Source organism: Clostridium sp. AF36-4, from assembly GCF_003435975.1.
In the GTDB taxonomy this organism is placed as follows: Bacteria; Bacillota; Clostridia; order Lachnospirales; family Lachnospiraceae; genus Eubacterium_F.
The window spans coordinates 185562-201122 of sequence record NZ_QTVH01000002.1 but is presented as its reverse complement, the minus strand read 5'-3'; the positions used below and the strand labels follow the sequence as shown (position 1 = coordinate 201122).

20 protein-coding genes and 1 pseudogene are annotated in these 15561 nt (G+C 39.4%); 3 read left to right on the top strand and 18 right to left on the bottom strand.

Annotation, left to right across the window (positions count from 1 at the left end; all coding sequences use genetic code 11):
- Positions 1 to 359: 359 nt before the first annotated feature.
- The 17 genes from DW005_RS02175 to dinB all read right to left on the bottom strand — a co-directional run bounded on the left by DW005_RS02175 (position 360) and on the right by dinB (position 12654).
- A complete protein-coding gene (locus DW005_RS02175) occupies positions 360 to 4085 on the bottom strand; it encodes a M64 family metallopeptidase (RefSeq protein WP_117477970.1) in 3726 nt (1241 codons plus the stop codon).
- Positions 4086 to 4418: 333 nt separating this feature from the next.
- Positions 4419 to 4883 (bottom strand): DUF3021 domain-containing protein, encoded by a 465-nt coding sequence (locus DW005_RS02165; RefSeq protein WP_117477968.1) that lies wholly within the window; start codon positions 4881 to 4883, stop codon positions 4419 to 4421.
- Positions 4884 to 4893: 10 nt separating this feature from the next.
- Complete coding sequence (locus tag DW005_RS02160; protein WP_117477967.1) at positions 4894 to 5334, bottom strand: LytTR family DNA-binding domain-containing protein; 441 nt, start codon at positions 5332 to 5334, stop codon at positions 4894 to 4896.
- A gap of 334 nt (positions 5335 to 5668) precedes the next feature.
- Complete coding sequence (locus DW005_RS02150; protein WP_055941774.1) at positions 5669 to 6109, bottom strand: hypothetical protein; 441 nt, start codon at positions 6107 to 6109, stop codon at positions 5669 to 5671.
- Between the two features lie 205 nt (positions 6110 to 6314).
- Entirely contained in the window at positions 6315 to 7550 is a 1236-nt protein-coding gene (locus tag DW005_RS02145; RefSeq protein WP_117477966.1) for a site-specific integrase, read from the bottom strand.
- A gap of 34 nt (positions 7551 to 7584) precedes the next feature.
- Positions 7585 to 7749: a DUF6290 family protein gene (locus tag DW005_RS02140; RefSeq protein ID WP_227081569.1), complete on the bottom strand. Its 165-nt coding sequence runs from the start codon at positions 7747 to 7749 to the stop codon at positions 7585 to 7587.
- Positions 7750 to 7845: 96 nt separating this feature from the next.
- Positions 7846 to 8058 (bottom strand): DUF6462 family protein, encoded by a 213-nt coding sequence (locus tag DW005_RS02135; RefSeq protein WP_117477964.1) that lies wholly within the window; start codon positions 8056 to 8058, stop codon positions 7846 to 7848.
- Positions 8051 to 8482 (bottom strand): type II toxin-antitoxin system PemK/MazF family toxin, encoded by a 432-nt coding sequence (locus DW005_RS02130; RefSeq protein ID WP_117477963.1) that lies wholly within the window; start codon positions 8480 to 8482, stop codon positions 8051 to 8053. The genes DW005_RS02135 and DW005_RS02130 overlap by 8 nt, the downstream gene beginning before the upstream one ends.
- A 3-nt stretch (positions 8483 to 8485) precedes the next feature.
- Positions 8486 to 8854 carry a recombinase family protein gene (locus tag DW005_RS02125; RefSeq protein WP_117477962.1) on the bottom strand — a complete coding sequence of 123 codons (369 nt, stop codon included), beginning with the start codon at positions 8852 to 8854 and terminating at the stop codon, positions 8486 to 8488.
- An 11-nt stretch (positions 8855 to 8865) separates the two neighbouring features.
- Positions 8866 to 9195, bottom strand: coding sequence for a helix-turn-helix transcriptional regulator (locus DW005_RS02120; RefSeq protein ID WP_181974913.1), 330 nt, complete (start codon positions 9193 to 9195; stop codon positions 8866 to 8868).
- The gene (locus tag DW005_RS02115) at positions 9185 to 9406 is read right to left on the bottom strand and encodes a terpene synthase (protein ID WP_117477960.1); all 222 of its coding nucleotides are present in this window, start codon (positions 9404 to 9406) and stop codon (positions 9185 to 9187) included. Before DW005_RS02115 ends, DW005_RS02120 begins: the two co-directional genes overlap by 11 nt.
- Positions 9400 to 9807, bottom strand: coding sequence for a recombinase family protein (locus DW005_RS02110; RefSeq protein WP_117477959.1), 408 nt, complete (start codon positions 9805 to 9807; stop codon positions 9400 to 9402). The genes DW005_RS02115 and DW005_RS02110 overlap by 7 nt, the downstream gene beginning before the upstream one ends.
- 150 nt (positions 9808 to 9957) lie before the next feature.
- Positions 9958 to 10305: a helix-turn-helix transcriptional regulator gene (locus DW005_RS02105; RefSeq protein WP_008395283.1), complete on the bottom strand. Its 348-nt coding sequence runs from the start codon at positions 10303 to 10305 to the stop codon at positions 9958 to 9960.
- Between the two features lie 171 nt (positions 10306 to 10476).
- Positions 10477 to 10701 carry a hypothetical protein gene (locus tag DW005_RS02100; protein ID WP_008395284.1) on the bottom strand — a complete coding sequence of 75 codons (225 nt, stop codon included), beginning with the start codon at positions 10699 to 10701 and terminating at the stop codon, positions 10477 to 10479.
- 157 nt (positions 10702 to 10858) lie between these two features.
- Entirely contained in the window at positions 10859 to 11113 is a 255-nt protein-coding gene (locus DW005_RS02095; RefSeq protein ID WP_077326113.1) for a hypothetical protein, read from the bottom strand.
- Positions 11114 to 11118: 5 nt separating this feature from the next.
- On the bottom strand, positions 11119 to 11361 hold the full coding sequence (locus DW005_RS02090; RefSeq protein ID WP_008395286.1) for a DNA-binding protein: 243 nt from the start codon (positions 11359 to 11361) through the stop codon (positions 11119 to 11121).
- A gap of 42 nt (positions 11362 to 11403) precedes the next feature.
- Entirely contained in the window at positions 11404 to 12654 is a 1251-nt protein-coding gene (dinB, locus tag DW005_RS02085; protein ID WP_117477958.1) for a DNA polymerase IV, read from the bottom strand.
- A 235-nt stretch (positions 12655 to 12889) separates the two neighbouring features.
- Here dinB and DW005_RS02080 point away from each other — a divergent pair, with 235 nt between their 5' ends.
- The 3 genes from DW005_RS02080 (at position 12890) to DW005_RS02070 (ending at position 14904) form a co-directional block, all read left to right on the top strand.
- Positions 12890 to 13624: an XRE family transcriptional regulator gene (locus tag DW005_RS02080; protein WP_117477957.1), complete on the top strand. Its 735-nt coding sequence runs from the start codon at positions 12890 to 12892 to the stop codon at positions 13622 to 13624.
- Between the two features lie 84 nt (positions 13625 to 13708).
- A complete protein-coding gene (locus DW005_RS02075; RefSeq protein ID WP_004611564.1) occupies positions 13709 to 13909 on the top strand; it encodes a helix-turn-helix transcriptional regulator in 201 nt (66 codons plus the stop codon).
- A 149-nt stretch (positions 13910 to 14058) separates the two neighbouring features.
- Positions 14059 to 14904: a MerR family transcriptional regulator gene (locus DW005_RS02070; protein WP_015530080.1), complete on the top strand. Its 846-nt coding sequence runs from the start codon at positions 14059 to 14061 to the stop codon at positions 14902 to 14904.
- A 251-nt stretch (positions 14905 to 15155) separates the two neighbouring features.
- Here DW005_RS02070 and DW005_RS02065 read toward each other — a convergent pair.
- Positions 15156 to 15524, bottom strand: a pseudogene (locus DW005_RS02065) (hypothetical protein); the annotation flags it as partial.
- Positions 15525 to 15561 lie beyond the last annotated feature (37 nt).

Below are 15561 nucleotides of genomic sequence, written 5' to 3'. Positions count from 1 at the left end.
TGTTTGGGAACACACCTGCATAGCAGGTGGTTTATTTTTATTGCCAATACAAGGAAAAGGCGGCAGCGGAAGCTCCGCTACCGCCATCCTTAAATGGTTAGCTATCTGTTATTTCACAGATTTTCTTTTTTAGTATAAACAGTAGTTGTCACAACTCCGAAGCCGCTGACGAACAGCAGAGCGATCCACAGCCACTCATACTGTTGTCGCCGGTCTGCGGATTCTGAACATCATCCGAAGGCTTGGTGGTATCGTCAGACTTGGTAGGAGCGGCAGGTTTGGTTGCCTTCTGACCTTCTTCGATAGTCTGAGTCGTTACTGCAGAGCCACTGGCAGAATCAAAGGTTACGGTATAGTTTTTATTTCTTTGTTGTAACAGTCTTAGCTTTTGACCAGCCTGAATAAATCCTTATGGATTTGCCGTTAATCTTAACTGTCTTATAGGTGCGAACTCTTACATAATACTTTTTCTTGCCCGAAAGCTTTGAAATTTTCTTTGATACTGTTGTATTCTTGCCTACTGTTACGGTCTTAGCCTTGCTGAATTTACTTGAGGCACTGTACTGTACCTGATAGCCTGTTGTCTGTGTAGCCTGCTTCTTCCACTTTACTGTAAACTTCTTTGAACCTGCTTTAAGTGAGGAAATACTTGTTGCCTTTGGCTTGATTGTGAAATAAAGCGTCTTTGTTCCGCTGTATTTACCCTTAAAGGTAATCTTTACTGCGTACTTGCCAACATACTTTCTGCCTTTTGCATAAGACACAGTATAGTCAGTATTCTTAACAAGTGTCTTTCCTGTTCTGTCCTTAACAATAACCTTAGGTGTTCTAACCTTTCCGTTATATGTTAATGATGTTGCTTTAAGCTTTATGCTTGATGCCTTTGGAATTACTGTTGTTGAAAGAGTTTTCTTACATACCGAACAGTAATTTACTATCTTGCCGTTTGCTGTTGGGGTTGCCTTTGTTACGGTTTGCTTTGTGGTGTGGGCAATCTTAGCAATATTGCCCCAAGATGCAAGGTCGGTTATTTCCTTTGTACCGAGTACATCTTCATAGAACTTGCCACAACCTTCGCACTTGTAGTATGCTTCCTTACCGCCCTCTGTGCAGGTGGCAGCTTTCGCAGCAACCAAAGTCAGATTGTGAGTGTGCGGTACAGTTTTGTAATATCCGCAGGTGTCGCAAACATTGTCAGAACCGTAATCGTGAGCCGCTTCGTCCTTTTTGTCGTGGCAACGAGAACATTCATGCCAGTGGTTAGTATCATCAGACTTCCATTCTGTGCCTGCGGTATGTCCGAGAGCCGGAATCTTCACACTGGTTTTATCGGTAATTTCTACCGATCCTGTTGCATCTGCGAACCACTTGTCACAGCCATCGCAGGTGTAGTATGCGGAATTGCCCGCAGTAGTGCAGGTGGCAGCTTTCGCAGCAACCAAAGTCAGATTGTGAGTGTGTTCTTCGTTTTTATTTTTGTAATAATATGTAACAACCGTTCCGTCCGAAACAATAGGCTTATTCAAGCCGTCAACCTTTATAAATTCATAATCATAAAGTGTTTTTGCCGGTGTTAAATCAAGCTTTGTGCCGTATGGCACGGTAAATGTTCCTCCGGCAGTGTTTGGAATTTCAGAGCCGTCCTCAAATTTATACTGAATTGAAACGGTTGTGTAGCGCTGTGTTTCCGTATTGTCGTCTGCAAGCACATTTCCGTTTTCATCAAGCACCTGAAATGCCACGGTATCGCCGCTCTTAAGCTGTGCATCAGACGGAATTTGATAAATAAGCGAGCAACTCTTTAAGCCTGAATTAAAGTCGCTTTTGATGTGATCCAAAGCACCGAGCGGCCAGAAATTTGCCTTATCATTCCAAACAGGAATGTCAAAGGTTTGTACTGTTTGAAGCGGATTTCCCGATGAATCGGTCGCAACGCTTCCGTCGGAGTGCTTAATCCACATTTTGAATTTTAATTGTCGTGCATTTTTATCTGAAATGTTTTGAATAACAGTTCTAAGCTCGATTTTTTTACCGTTCATATTAGTATTAAATCTGCTTTTGCTGTTGCCGCTCAAAAGTCGGTCATTGCGATTATATGTGTAATTATAATATGAACTTGTTTCAAGGTCGGTAAAATCAGACGGCTTTGAATAAGCGCCCGTATATTCCTTAACCTCGGGAGTTGCAACATAAAGGTCTACATCCTTAACAAGCTGAGACATTCGCTTGAAGCCCTGCAAACGGCAAACCTCACAGAATTGATAGTTTGTGTCTCTCATTATGCACTCATAACTTGAAACAAGCATTTTTGAGCCGTAAGCATTGCGGCAGGTATATGTGTTTCTAAAACCTAAAAGCTGTCGCCATTTTATCTTTTCCGGGTCTTCAACCGAGGAAAGATTGAGTGATTTAAGTTCCTTATCGTCAAGCAAATATCCGTTACTGTATTCATCACCGAGACCGAGCAAACCGTGTCCAAACTCGTGTGCAAAAGTTTTTGACGCACGATAACTGTCTGATGGCGAAATGAAATAATGGAAGCCGTATTCACGGTTATTATAAGCACCGCCGAAATCTGATTTTGTGTTTACAACCATAGCGAACTGAGCAATATAATCGTGAACATAATAATAAGGCTCATATTCCGAACCGGACGGAATTGTGTTTGGATCACACTTTTTTTTGATATGAGCATCGTGAATTTTCTCGATAAATTCAGGACCGATACATCTCTCAAAAATATGATTTTTCCACTGACTTCCGTGGAGATTATTAGAAATAACAGGCGAATTATATTTGTCGACTATAACATCAAAGAAGGTGCTTCCACCATTGTCAAAAGTCGATTCGGAAGCTGTGCAAAGAGCGTAAACATTGAATCTGTCGGCATAACTGCGATACGGTTCATATTTCATAGCGTCCTGCCAAAGTCGTTTGACATCATTGATGAATTTGCCCTGCTGACTTTTTGTGTATCCCTCGCCGCAAACGACAACAACCATATTTTCCGTGTCGCTGCGTGTTTTTTGGATGGTATAAACAGGGATGGTAGGATTAGAATATTTTCCGTCATTTGAATACCACGGGCCGAGGGTGAGCTGAATGCTTTGCTCGGTGCTGACATTCCAATCGGGATTTGCGTCCTCGGCAGGTTCCGAAATTGTATAATCATCCTCTTGCTTATTTGGAGCAGAGCCGATATAAGGACTGCTTTGTGAGCCGCTGCCGGAAGTTGTAACAAAATATTCGGAATCGAGATAAAATGCAGGTCTTACGCCCAAATCGGAATACCACGGAGCATAACGACCGACCTGACCCGATGAACTGATATAACGCATATCGTGATTGCAATCGGTAACAGGAGTGCGAAGCCAATAAGGCCAAGCCATACCGTCATTATTATACGCAACATAATAACCTTTGAGATTTTTCCACACGGCATTAGCCTGCTTTACATCAAGAAGAAAAACCTTTTCGGTTGTAGTTTCAAAATATGAACTGTCGTAGTTTGCCACCGCTTCCGAAATATCGGTGTAGTATAACAAATCCGAATTTGCGTCTCCATCAACTATGCCCTTGTTGTATTCGGGATGAGAAACGAGAGAACGCTGGGTAACGGTTTTCATTGCCGCAATTTCAGATTTTGAAAAAGCGTTGAGAAAACCCGCTTTTTCGTTGTACGCTCCCACACCGCTTACATATCCGTCTTTCGGAGGGTTGCCGCAAAGCCAATCGACTTTGCCTTCAGCTGCGGTCGAATTTAACCAAGAACGCATATTGCTGTCTTTCCAATAGTTAGAACCGTAATCATCACGCTTATAGCTTCTGCTGTGTGATTTTGAATTGCTGTTGTCATTTGTTTTGGCATCATATGCAAGGGTGTCAACAATTTTGTCTGCAAGCATAAGCGGTCCGTTATTGTCAATGCTTACACATCGCCAAAGAATTGAGGCATTGTTATACGTGCCCATTTTAACATAGTCGCCAACTTTAATATCGGGCTTTGATGCCGCCTGAATGGTCATCGGCAAAACGGAAATTGCCATGCACAATGCCAAGAATATTGCGGTTATTTTTTTCGTCATTAAGAAACCTCCTTTATAAGCTATATATTTGCTTTTATTATATTGTAAGGTGTTATATGTTTCAACGAAAATCCAATTAAATTTTTGTTAATTTTACAGCCGACACATTTAATATTACACGAAGAAGAAAATCTTATTAAATATGCAAAAAGGCTTCTGCCCAAAACAGGGCAAAAGCCTTAAAAATTATGCGATTTTTAGGTTTAGTTGCAAGCCAAGGGGGACTATTTCATCTGCCCGAAAACACGTTTTTGAAAAAAGTGTTGCAAAAGCGGTTGAACACAAAGATTTTCATATCCGATAAGCCTGAAGTTGCCGTTGTGAAGGTTATGCTCATTTTGCGTTATTACTCTTCCGAACTCCGTCATTCATTCTTTTCACTTTGCGTTTCCATACAAAATATTGAACGAGCCAAGTGATGACGAAAATTGCAACGAATATTCCTACATATGAAAGAATACCAATGGCATTATGCTTCATCCAATTCGTAATATAGGCAATCGGAAACATCGTAACACAGGCAATGGAAAAGTAAATTCCGCTTTGCTTTGCAAGGCTCCACGAATCAATTTCCCAAATAACGGAAGCCATTGCAAAGCCTGTACCAAAAATTCCGCAGAGAATTGTTTGAAGAATAACTGCGTTTAATTCATTTTTCATTGTATCAATCAGCTCAGGGTTGACAGGATAGAACGAACCATCTCCTATGCACATTGATATAATCACAGTTATTACAAAACCGATAGCAATGCCGAGAGGGAATCCGAGAAGTCCACGCTGAATCATCTTTTTTTTCATTTTTACCACCTCATATTCCTAATAATTGTTTGATCTTGGCGACAAAACGCCTTGAAACATAAGTAACCGTCCCATTTGAAAGCGTGACACAAATTGTTCCTGCAAAGCTTAAATCAAAACCCTTGACTTTTCTCAGATTGATAATATCCGAGTTTGATATTCGGACAAAAAAGTTGCTGTCCAGCCGCTGCTCCATTCCGTAAAGCCGCAGACGGAGCGTGTACTCACCGTGATTTGTTTCGGCAAACACTTTGCCCGATGCAGCAAAAATGCGGTAAATATCAAACGGCTCCAACACTTCGACAATATCATCTTTGAATCCGGCAATCATTTTCGGCTGCTCGTCTGAAAGCCTTTTCATGATTTCATTGATTTCGTCGGTCATTTTGTTTGTCACAACGATGATTTTGGGTTCCTTGCAGTTCTCATCTAACTTGATTTCAATTTGCATTTGCTCACCTCCTCTTTGTTACGGTTACAGTATAAGAAAATCGAGAATTGATTTCCACCGATTCTCGATAGGTGGTCGTTTTCAGACCATAGACGGTAGATTATATAAATAATTTTCCTCATCAAATTCCGATTTGTATTTCTGTTTGTTTTGAAAATGGGCAACTCCGATTGGAATTGCCCACTCATTGCACTAATTATGCGATTTTTTCTTGTTTGCACCGATTTCTGCATCAAATGATGTAATAAGTTTGATGTAAATCGCTGTTTTTTCATTTTTTATCAAATGAAGTACGTCCCGTCTATTTGGTAAAACGGTACATCTTTACATCATCTTAATAGAGCTTTGCACCTGCCGGAATGTGGTCATCTACCATCAGAAGATGAAGCTTTTCTTCGCCTTCTTCTTTGTGGATAGCACTGAGAAGCATACCACAAGAGTCAATGCCCATCATAGCTCTCGGTGGAAGATTTGTGATAGCAATAAGAGTCTTTCCAACCAGTTCTTCCGGCTCATAAAAGCTATGAATACCGCTTAAAATGGTTCTGTCAGTACCTGTACCGTCATCAAGAGTAAACTGTAGAAGTTTCTTTGACTTAGGAACTGCTGTACATTCCTTAACCTTTACTGCTCTAAAGTCAGACTTACTGAATGTATCAAAATCAACAAAATCCTTAAATAGTGGTTCAACCTCTACCTTAGAGAAGTCAATCTTTTCTTCCTTAGGTTCAGCAACCGGCTTGTTAGCAGATTTTGATGCACCTACAGACTTCATCGTCGGGAGCTTTTTCGCTCCTGCTGTAAAGAGCTGTAAGATGATTTACATTTCTTTAAATCATTACAATATTTTCTTTAGCAAGCTGTACTAAAATAACCAAATTTGCAGTCTTTTTTGGTCATATATTAGTCATATTAAATTTTTTTGGTCAATTGCCTAGTCCTCAAATCAGAGGACTCTTTTCTATATTATATCGTTGTTTCTAAAATACATCCATGTTCTTGGCAAGTTTCTCCAAAGCCTCTCTAGTAACCTCTGGATTTGCCTCCGCATAAATGTTCATGGTTGTGCTGACATCAGCATGTCCCATTACTTCTTGAATAACTTTTACATTGGTTTCGTTCTCACAAAACCTCGAAGCAAATGTGTGTCTAAAAATGTGACATGAAAACCTGGGCAACATTATAGGTTCTCTCTTCTTTTTCTTTGCCTCTACCTCTTCTTCGGCATTGTGAGTATCAACGATTCTCTTGATTGCACGATTTACTGCCTGCGGATTATGTGGATTTCCAAACCGATTAGTAAATATAAAGTTTGTCATTCCATCAACCTCTGCAACACAAAAACCTTCTTCCTGCTGACGCTGATATTCAGACTTGAGCACTTCATACACCGGTCCCATCATTGGAATTGTCCTTATTCCTGCTTCTGTTTTAGGTTCTGAAACCCGAAACTCACACTTAAATGAATTGTCAGATCTTGTGTAATAAGTAAGACTATGGTTAATATTGATTGTTCGTTTCTTCATATCAACATCGTCCCATCTGATGCCTATTGCCTCACCGATTCTGCATCCAGTTCCAAGCAGAAATACAAAAAACGGATACCAATGGAAGAAAAACGGATTCTTTGCAACATAATCAATAAATTCTCTCTGTTGCTCTACTGTCAGTGCTCTTCGACTCTTTCTAGCACCACCGTTTCTTTTTTTCACCTCGGCATAAGCTCCATTTACAGGATTTCTTCTTATAATATCATCTCGTACTGCCAGCTCAAATGTAGGTCGCAATACAGTATTGATACTCTCCAAAGTATTTACCTGCAATCCCTTGTTCGTAATCAAATCCGTATAGAAAAATAAGACATCAGAATACTTCACATCCTTAATCTTTTTCTTTCCGAACGTATCCCTGATAAAATGATCCCATGTATATAAGTAATTTGCTTTTGTAGTGCTTCGCAACTCCGTCTTGGTAGAAATATATCTATCAAACAAAAAATTTACATCTGCACTTCCAGCAACATATACATTTAACCCGTCCATCTGGTCACGAACAAGTTCGTCTTCTTTCTGCCTAAGTGTTACAAGAGATTTCGCATATATCGTCCTTTGTTTTCCCAATGGATCAGTATAAATATATGAATACCTACCATCAGTTTTACGATAATGCTCTCCTTTTCGTAATACTCTTCCTTTACCATCTTTTCTACAAGCCATCTTTTCTCCTTTCTCAAAAAGAAAAGAGCCTGCATTACTTCTGGTCAGCCATTAGTTTCTCTAACACTGCCATTTTAACTACTTGCGTCATAGTCATGTTATGATTTTTGGTGTATTCAAGCAGCAATTCATGTTCTTCACCATTCAGTCTGATTGTAATCCTCTTATCAGCAGGATTTTCAGCCTTTGGTCGTCCCATCTTTGCCAATATATCACCTCCATCTGAACATAGTATACTTTATGTCGGACGCAAAGTCAAGTATATTAATGCAAACTCTTTCATATTCTTTTCAATTTATTTGTAGAATTCCTCGTCTTCTATATGAAATGTCTCCAGATATTCATCAAGAATATCAAGGTTCACAAGCACCAGTCTATTCATCTTATAACATGCTTTCGCATCCTTAGCTAACTGCTGGAACTTTGATAAACTCATTGAGTACATCTCTGCACCCTCTGGATATCTGACAAATCTCTTATTATTTGTTTTCCTTGTTCTGCTATCCATTTTGTTTCATCTCCAATTCCTCTAATACCATCTTACGTGCTACTGGTAACAGATTAAACTGCATAATCATTGCTCTATCCATTGCTTCCCTAATCTCTGATTCTCCCGGAATATATCCCGACTTAAAACGAACACAGCCCTTATTCAAGGTCTGAATATCCTCCGGCATAAAATCAGATCTATTGCTCAATGCATACCCTCTTATTTCTGAAGGCTCAACTATCACATGCACAGGATTATCTTTCAATTTTGATGATAATGGAACAACTGAAATCTGAGGTGCACCACCATGATTACTTGCATCACACGATACCACAATTCCAGGTCTGATTCCGCCCTGTACTCCATGTGGGTTACGACCAAAGTCTGCATATACAACGTCAAATTTTTTATATTTGTCATATCGTTTTTTATTCTTATTCATAACCTAAAACCCCCTTAACTGCATAGCCAGTCTGCCATCATCTACTGTAACAATAATTCCTCCTGCATCCTGAACCTGTGCTATTTTTATAAATGCATCAATAAGGTTGTCTGTAATAACACTCATGTTTGCGACTATTACACCATCTACCTGCTTTTTTCTAATCTTATCCACAATCTGATGCCACTGTCTGTCCACATCATTCTGTGAAAATCCATGTCGGCGTTCAGTGCCAACAATCATGTATTCTTTATTTTTTACATACTCATGAATATATTTACTCTGCTTGTCCTCTAAGCGATCCACTTTATCCAATGGTGCACTTACTGACAGATACTCTATACATTCAATCGTCTTTTTCTTTCTTCTCATAGCCAAACCTCCTATGAAACAAGCATCTCTGCGTTATCTAGCATTTCGTTAAATATCTTTTGAAAATATGCCTTCTTGCTGCAATTCATTAATTCCAGCCTGGAGTCTATTGAAGTTTCTTTCTTACTCTCTGCCACATTCAGGATTGTATTGGCATCTACCTTGAAATAATCAATTATCTTAAATAGATTTGTGATACTTAATGCACGTTCTCCATTCTCATACTTTTTGATAGTTGACTCACTAATGCCAAGCTCCGCTGCAAGACCTTCTTTTGTAAGTTTTCTTTGGATTCGTAACGATTTAATCACGATTCCAACTTGATAACCATCATATTTCATCGCTATATCCTCCATTGTCCTTTGCCATTTCTCTTAACATCTCTACAGCTGCATCTTCTGTTTCATACTGACCAAGCCACTTCCCTCTCGAATCATGTACTACTGTTCCGAATGTAGTCTGCGTAAATCTGCAATCCTTCACAGCCGGGACTTGTTTGTCCCGACCGGAATGATTTTCTGTTGTCGATCTATCAAAGGACTCCTTTAGCATCCAAAGTCCTCTGCATGAGATACAGTTATTGGCACCGGACCGACTTCAAGAGAATAGATCCATATGCCCATATCTGTGATGGCCTTCACAAATTCTTCCAGGTCATAGATATCGTCTGTAATCTCATTAAGGCTTCTGACCACTACTATCTCAAAATCATTCTCTTTAAGTGTTGCAAAGAAAGCATTCAGTGCTTCTCTGTCATAGTCCCTTGTCATTGAGCGATCACAATATACATCATTGATTATTACTCCATTAGGTATTGCCTGATCACGCATATTCTCAACCATCTGGATTACATTAAGTTCTGCTCTGCGGGACTTTATAAATGCAATTCCCTTTGCAAGCTCCTGATTATCAGTACCTTCGTTTCCTACTACGTTAAAATCTCTTTTATTCATTTTGTTGTCTCCTTTACGATTTCGTATTGGAGAGTTTTGGCGCCTCCACTCTCGTGGTGTGCTGTATCTCAAGCACAAGTATATTGTAATCTGCCACACCTTAATTGCCGACCGTGTACAGGCGACAATTATGTCGTGTAAACACGACAATCACTTTTCAACTGACACGCTTTTCATTGCTTTCATCATTGCAAGACACTGTCTTATCTGCAATTCATCCATATCTGAAAGAACATCCATTGCCTCAGATAATAGTTCCGACTTTTCTTCATTCTTTCCATACATTATGAAATCAACAGATACACCAAGTACGATTGCTAGATTATCTAATGTTTGTGTCTTAAAATCTCCACCATTTTCAATCGCAGATAATGCTTGTCTGCCTATACCTACTCTATGAGCTAACTCATCCTGTGATAATCCTATCTCCTTTCTTCTGTCAGCAATTCGTATTCCTCTCTCATAATCCTTTTCTCTTGTCTGTGCTTTACTGCTCATAAATCCTCCTTGCCGCCCTTGGAAACGAACAAGTCGGATTACCTTAACAGCACACAAAAAAGACGCACGAGGAAACCAGTATCATAAATACTGTTCGTTTCCCCTGCGTCTCTGGTGCTTCCATCTTTCGATGTGCCCTTATCAGGTGGGCTGTAATTTAATTTTCAATCGTTATATTCTGAAAGTCCCATTCTCAGAATGTTCCTTCATCATTCCCTCGGAATACTTCTTGAGTATCATCACTCGCTTGCATCTGTCACACTTAATTCCAATATTCTGAAGTGCTACAGCGGAATCATCACCGCATACAAAGTATTCCATCATTAACTTGTTGCATTTTTTACATCTAATTTCTATAACATTTTCTTTGTTCAATTCAGTTCGCTCCTTATTCATACAAAATCATCACTATCTACAACTTTGTACTCGTAAAGGAAAGGGAAATCACCTTTGCAAGCCTTTTGCCGGGAGTTCCGATGAATGTCTGCACATTCCCCGGCTTTGCTGATCTAAAGCCAACTGATATGAATTGTGCTGTCAGCACACAATCACATCAGGCTCCGGCTCTTTCCATAAACCACATATTGTTATCTTCATAGAAAAGGAATATTTCCTTTCCATCTACCACACAGGTATAACGCTCTCCAACTCCACCAGCCCTTGTACTGGCTGCTCTGCGCTTGTCTTTTACTCGTGTAATCTCATACTTTCTGCCATCTTCCCATGTTATCTCTTTTGGAATGAGCAGTCCGTCCCTTGAAAACTCTGCAAGTACATCAACATATACCTTATTGCTCAATGTAATCACCTTCCTTACAAGATTGCTATTGCTCTGGAAGCATCCATCTTCCTTGCTATATAGCCTTTTTCTTCTAATATTTTCAGATGTGCATAAACACTTGAAGTCGATGCCACCCCTACCATCTTGCATATCTCCCTGATAGTAGGAGCATAGCCATTCACACGCTGATATTGCATAATGCTTTCATACACATTCTGCTGCTTCTCTGTCAATGGTGCCCTGTCTACCAGATCAATTCTTGCTGTTTCGCCCATGTTCCGCCTCCCTCTTTTTTACTCTATTGGCACTTCTCGTTGCTAACTTGAAAAGTACCCATGTGGATGTACTGTGTGTTCTTCTTTTGCATTGACTGCCGCCAGAATCCTGTCCCGGTACATGAGTCCCCTCTGGATACTGTAAAATCCAAATCTTCTGCGTATCTCATCCACCGCTGAATCCATCTTCATCTGCTTTTCACGCTTCTCCACACTTGAGAACAAATCTATCTGCTCCCAATAATTATCTGTTACCAGATCTGCACCTCTGACACCAACACTACGGATTGGTTTGCTCCAGTTATAGTTTTCCTTAAATATCTGATATGCGTATGCAGCTATTTCTCCGGTAATGTTTGTCGCATGGTCAATCTTTTTCTGACGGGTAAAAGAGAATAATTCATTATCCCTGACACTTATCTCAACCACTCTGCACCGGAATCCATTCTCACGAAGTCTTGCTGCAACACTCTCAGCCAGAATATAAAGAACAATCTTTACATCCTCATCGCATACTAAATCCTTTGGTGTCGTTGTGCTGTTTCCCACCGATTTGATTGGAGCGTGGGCGTTCTCCAGCTTGACAGGTGAATCATCATAGCCATTAGCAAACGACCATAAGATACTGCCAATCTTTCCAAGGTGACTGTTAAGCACATCTTCATCTGTTCTTGCAAGATCACCTATGGTTTTAATACCAAATAATGCAAGCTTTCTGTTCGTACTTTTGCCAACGTATAGAAGATCTGCCACCGGAAGCGACCAAGCCTTCTGCTTAAACTCACTCTTATACATAGTAGTGATAGCATCCGGCTTCTTGTAGTCAGAACCCAGCTTTGCAAATATCTTATTGAAAGAAACACCAACACTCACTGTGATGCCAAGCTCTGACTTCATTCTCCTGCTGATTTCCTGTGCGATAAGCAATCCATCCCCTTTAAGGGAACTGCTTCCTGTCACATCAAGCCAGCACTCATCAATCCCATATGGCTCCTGTCTGTCCGTATATTCTGCATATATCTCATGAGCCATCCTTGAGAACCGAAGATATAAGTCCATTCTTGGTGATACAAATGTTATGTCCGGACAGACCTGCTTTGCCTGCCAGAGTGCCATTCCTGTTTTCACACCGTACTTCTTGGCAATATAGTCAGCTGTTAAGACAATCCCATGTCTTGCCTCCGGGTCTCCGCCTACTGCCAATGGCTTTCCTGCAAGCTCCGGATGATGCAGATGTTCAATCGAAGCATAGCAACAGTTAATATCTGAATGAAGTATTACCCTGTCTCCCATCTGTTCCACCTCCAGTGTTCTGTTCTGACATCCATATCTGTCTGTCCAAGAATATGAGTAATGTTTCTTACAGGGCATAGTATAACCCCAAGAATAATCGACTGTCAACGGACACATGTGTCCTTTTTTCTCATTATATTGGATTTTTAGCTTGAATAATTGGTACTGTTGCTATATACTATGGAGTGAAAAGAGACATTAGAAATCAACAAAATGAAAGAAAAGAGGCGTATGTATGTACTCAATCGGAGAAATCATTTCATCATATAGAAAAAAGAAAGGCTTGCTCCAGCAGGATCTCGCTGATGAACTGGCAAAGGAAGGCATTACCATTTCCTATAAAGCCATATCCAACTGGGAGAGAAATCTTGCTGAACCAAGCGTTACCATATTTTACAAAGTGTGTAGAATCCTTGGTATTACTAACATGTATGAAGCATATTTTGGAGTAAATCCTGCTGATCCTTTCTCATCATTGACTGATGAAGGCAGAGAAAAAGCTATGGACTACATCAATCTGCTCCATGCATCCGGAATGTATGAGAAGAAAATGGCTAAGATTATCCCATTCCGCAGCATTGATATATTTGAAAATGCTGTATCAGCCGGAACCGGTAACTTCCTTGTAGACGGACCGAAAGAGACTGTATGTATAGATGAATCTATCTTACCGGAAGATACTACTTTCGGTGTCCGTATTAGTGGTGACAGTATGGAACCTGAATTCCACGATGGTCAGATTGCATGGGTATTACAGCAGGAATCTGTTGCTAATGGAGAAATCGGCATCTTCGCTCTAAACGGAGAAGCCTATATTAAAAAATTGCAAAACGATACAGAAGGAATTTTCCTTATCTCACTCAATGAAAAGTATGCACCTATCAAGGTTAGTGAAAATGACCGCTTAGACATATTTGGAAAAGTTCTTGGAAAATCTGATGCTTGTGCTATTACAGGACATTGCCGATAAAATTGCAAGTCATTTTTATCGGACACATTATTTTGCATAATTGATAATAAGAAAATATCTATAGAACTGAAAGAAGGGATTCTTATGGCGGTTACCAATAATATCAGAGAAATCCGGGAGCAGCGTGGCATTTACCAGGATGACCTTGCCGCTGCTATCGGATACAGCACAAAAACTGTCGGCAGGATAGAACGTGGGGACAGTACCCCATCTGCCGAATTTATGCTACGGATATCAAAGTACTTTAATATGCTGGTGGAAGATGTATTCCATGTGGAAGATTGAGTCGGAGCAGCAATCCGGCTCACCTTCTATTTTGGACAGCTTTTCATGTCCTTATCAACAACTATAGTTTTTTGATAAATGCTTGACTGTAAACCTTGTTTATAGCTTATTATTAAGTAAAATAGAGTTGCTCGAAAGGAGGGCATAATATGACTATAAAAGACGTAGAAGAGCGAACAGGTTTATCCCGTTCTAATATCCGTTTTTATGAAAAGGAAAAACTTATTGAGCCTTCGAGAAATGAAAGTAATGGTTATAGAGATTATTCTGAAAATGATGTGGAAAATATAAAGAAGATTGCATATCTACGTACATTGGGAATTTCTATTGAAGATATACGAAGTATTATATCCGAAAAAGTAACATTGCAGGAAATGCTTGAGAAGCAAAAGGAAGTATTAAAAAATCAGATTACTGATTTGAATAAGGCGAAACTCATGTGCGAAAAAATGCTGGATGAAGAAAGTATTAGTTATGAAAAATTACAGGTAGAACAGTATGTAACAGATTTGCATGACTATTGGAAAGATAATCGAACTGTTTTCAAACTGGATTCCGTCAGCTTTTTGTATATATGGGGAAGTATGCTTACCTGGACTATGATTACCGCACTATGCTTGATTATTGGGGCTTTGTCTTATTCTAAGTTGCCGACAGAAATTCCAGTACAATGGAGTAAAGGAGTGGCAACATCCCTAGTTAATAAAAACTGGATTTTTATTTGTCCTGTTATATGTATCATAATCCGTTATTTATTAAAACCTTTTATCTATGCGAAATTACAGATGAACAATTATTATGGAGAAATTATAACAGAGTATTTGACAAATTATATGTGTTTTATTGTGTTGTCAGTGGAAATCTTCTCCATACTTTTTACTTTCGGAGTGGTAAAAAGTGTTGTTGTACTGCTATTTGTGGACACGGCAATTTTTATTGGATTGTTAGTAGTTGGTTTGGTAAAAATGGATTTGAGAGGGAAAGAAGTTTTATGATTCAAATTTTATATTTCAGAAATAACAATAAGATACTATTTTTCCCACGCCTACTATGAGAACGGCGGCTATGAGATAGAAATTGCATATACTGGCGAATAAAAGAACCGCTGTTGCATGGTTTATTGGCTTCCATGTAGCAGCGATTGAGCTGGGCACATGATACCCAGCTCTTTTACTATCTACTTTCAACATAAATTTAAAAATCACATATAATTATCCACTAAGTTATATGTAAAACTGTGCAAATCCTAATACAATTTTGCACCTGCTGGGATTGCGTCATCTAACATTACCAGATTCAGTTTTTCTTCTCCATTTACATTGTGAATTGCAGAAAGAAGCATACCACATGAATCTATTCCCATCATAGAACGTGGTGGAAGATTTACGATTGCAAGTAAAGTTTTACCTACAAGTTCCTCCGGCTCGTAAAATGCATGTACTCCTGAAAGAATAGTTCTTTCATTCTCTGTACCATCATCAAGTGTAAATCTAAGAAGTTTCTTACTCTTAGGTACTGCCTCACAATTTTTTACCTTTACAACACGGAAGTCTGACTTTGAAAATGTGTCAAAATCAACATATTCCTCAAATAATGGCTCAATCTCAATCCCTGTATTATTTTCAACAACTGCTGCCACTTCTTCTGTTACT

Excerpts from the sequence above, each read along its gene's own strand:
- DW005_RS02165 (WP_117477968.1), bottom strand. The coding sequence starts at position 4,883 with ATGAAAAAAAAGATGATTCAGCGTGGACTTCTCGGATTCCCTCTCGGC.
- DW005_RS02120 (WP_181974913.1), bottom strand. The coding sequence starts at position 9,195 with ATGAAATATGATGGTTATCAAGTTGGAATCGTGATTAAATCGTTACGA.
- DW005_RS02160 (WP_117477967.1), bottom strand. The coding sequence starts at position 5,334 with ATGCAAATTGAAATCAAGTTAGATGAGAACTGCAAGGAACCCAAAATC.
- DW005_RS02105 (WP_008395283.1), bottom strand. The coding sequence starts at position 10,305 with ATGAGCAGTAAAGCACAGACAAGAGAAAAGGATTATGAGAGAGGAATA.
- DW005_RS02115 (WP_117477960.1), bottom strand. The coding sequence starts at position 9,406 with ATGCTAAAGGAGTCCTTTGATAGATCGACAACAGAAAATCATTCCGGT.
- DW005_RS02100 (WP_008395284.1), bottom strand. The coding sequence starts at position 10,701 with ATGAATAAGGAGCGAACTGAATTGAACAAAGAAAATGTTATAGAAATT.
- DW005_RS02135 (WP_117477964.1), bottom strand. The coding sequence starts at position 8,058 with ATGGATAGCAGAACAAGGAAAACAAATAATAAGAGATTTGTCAGATAT.
- DW005_RS02075 (WP_004611564.1), top strand. The coding sequence starts at position 13,709 with ATGGCGGTTACCAATAATATCAGAGAAATCCGGGAGCAGCGTGGCATT.
- DW005_RS02140 (WP_227081569.1), bottom strand. The coding sequence starts at position 7,749 with ATGGGACGACCAAAGGCTGAAAATCCTGCTGATAAGAGGATTACAATC.
- DW005_RS02145 (WP_117477966.1), bottom strand. The coding sequence starts at position 7,550 with ATGGCTTGTAGAAAAGATGGTAAAGGAAGAGTATTACGAAAAGGAGAG.
- DW005_RS02110 (WP_117477959.1), bottom strand. The coding sequence starts at position 9,807 with ATGAATAAAAGAGATTTTAACGTAGTAGGAAACGAAGGTACTGATAAT.
- DW005_RS02080 (WP_117477957.1), top strand. The coding sequence starts at position 12,890 with ATGTACTCAATCGGAGAAATCATTTCATCATATAGAAAAAAGAAAGGC.
- DW005_RS02130 (WP_117477963.1), bottom strand. The coding sequence starts at position 8,482 with ATGAATAAGAATAAAAAACGATATGACAAATATAAAAAATTTGACGTT.
- DW005_RS02070 (WP_015530080.1), top strand. The coding sequence starts at position 14,059 with ATGACTATAAAAGACGTAGAAGAGCGAACAGGTTTATCCCGTTCTAAT.
- DW005_RS02150 (WP_055941774.1), bottom strand. The coding sequence starts at position 6,109 with ATGAAGTCTGTAGGTGCATCAAAATCTGCTAACAAGCCGGTTGCTGAA.
- DW005_RS02090 (WP_008395286.1), bottom strand. The coding sequence starts at position 11,361 with ATGGGCGAAACAGCAAGAATTGATCTGGTAGACAGGGCACCATTGACA.
- DW005_RS02125 (WP_117477962.1), bottom strand. The coding sequence starts at position 8,854 with ATGAGAAGAAAGAAAAAGACGATTGAATGTATAGAGTATCTGTCAGTA.
- dinB (WP_117477958.1), bottom strand. The coding sequence starts at position 12,654 with ATGGGAGACAGGGTAATACTTCATTCAGATATTAACTGTTGCTATGCT.
- DW005_RS02175 (WP_117477970.1), bottom strand. The coding sequence starts at position 4,085 with ATGACGAAAAAAATAACCGCAATATTCTTGGCATTGTGCATGGCAATT.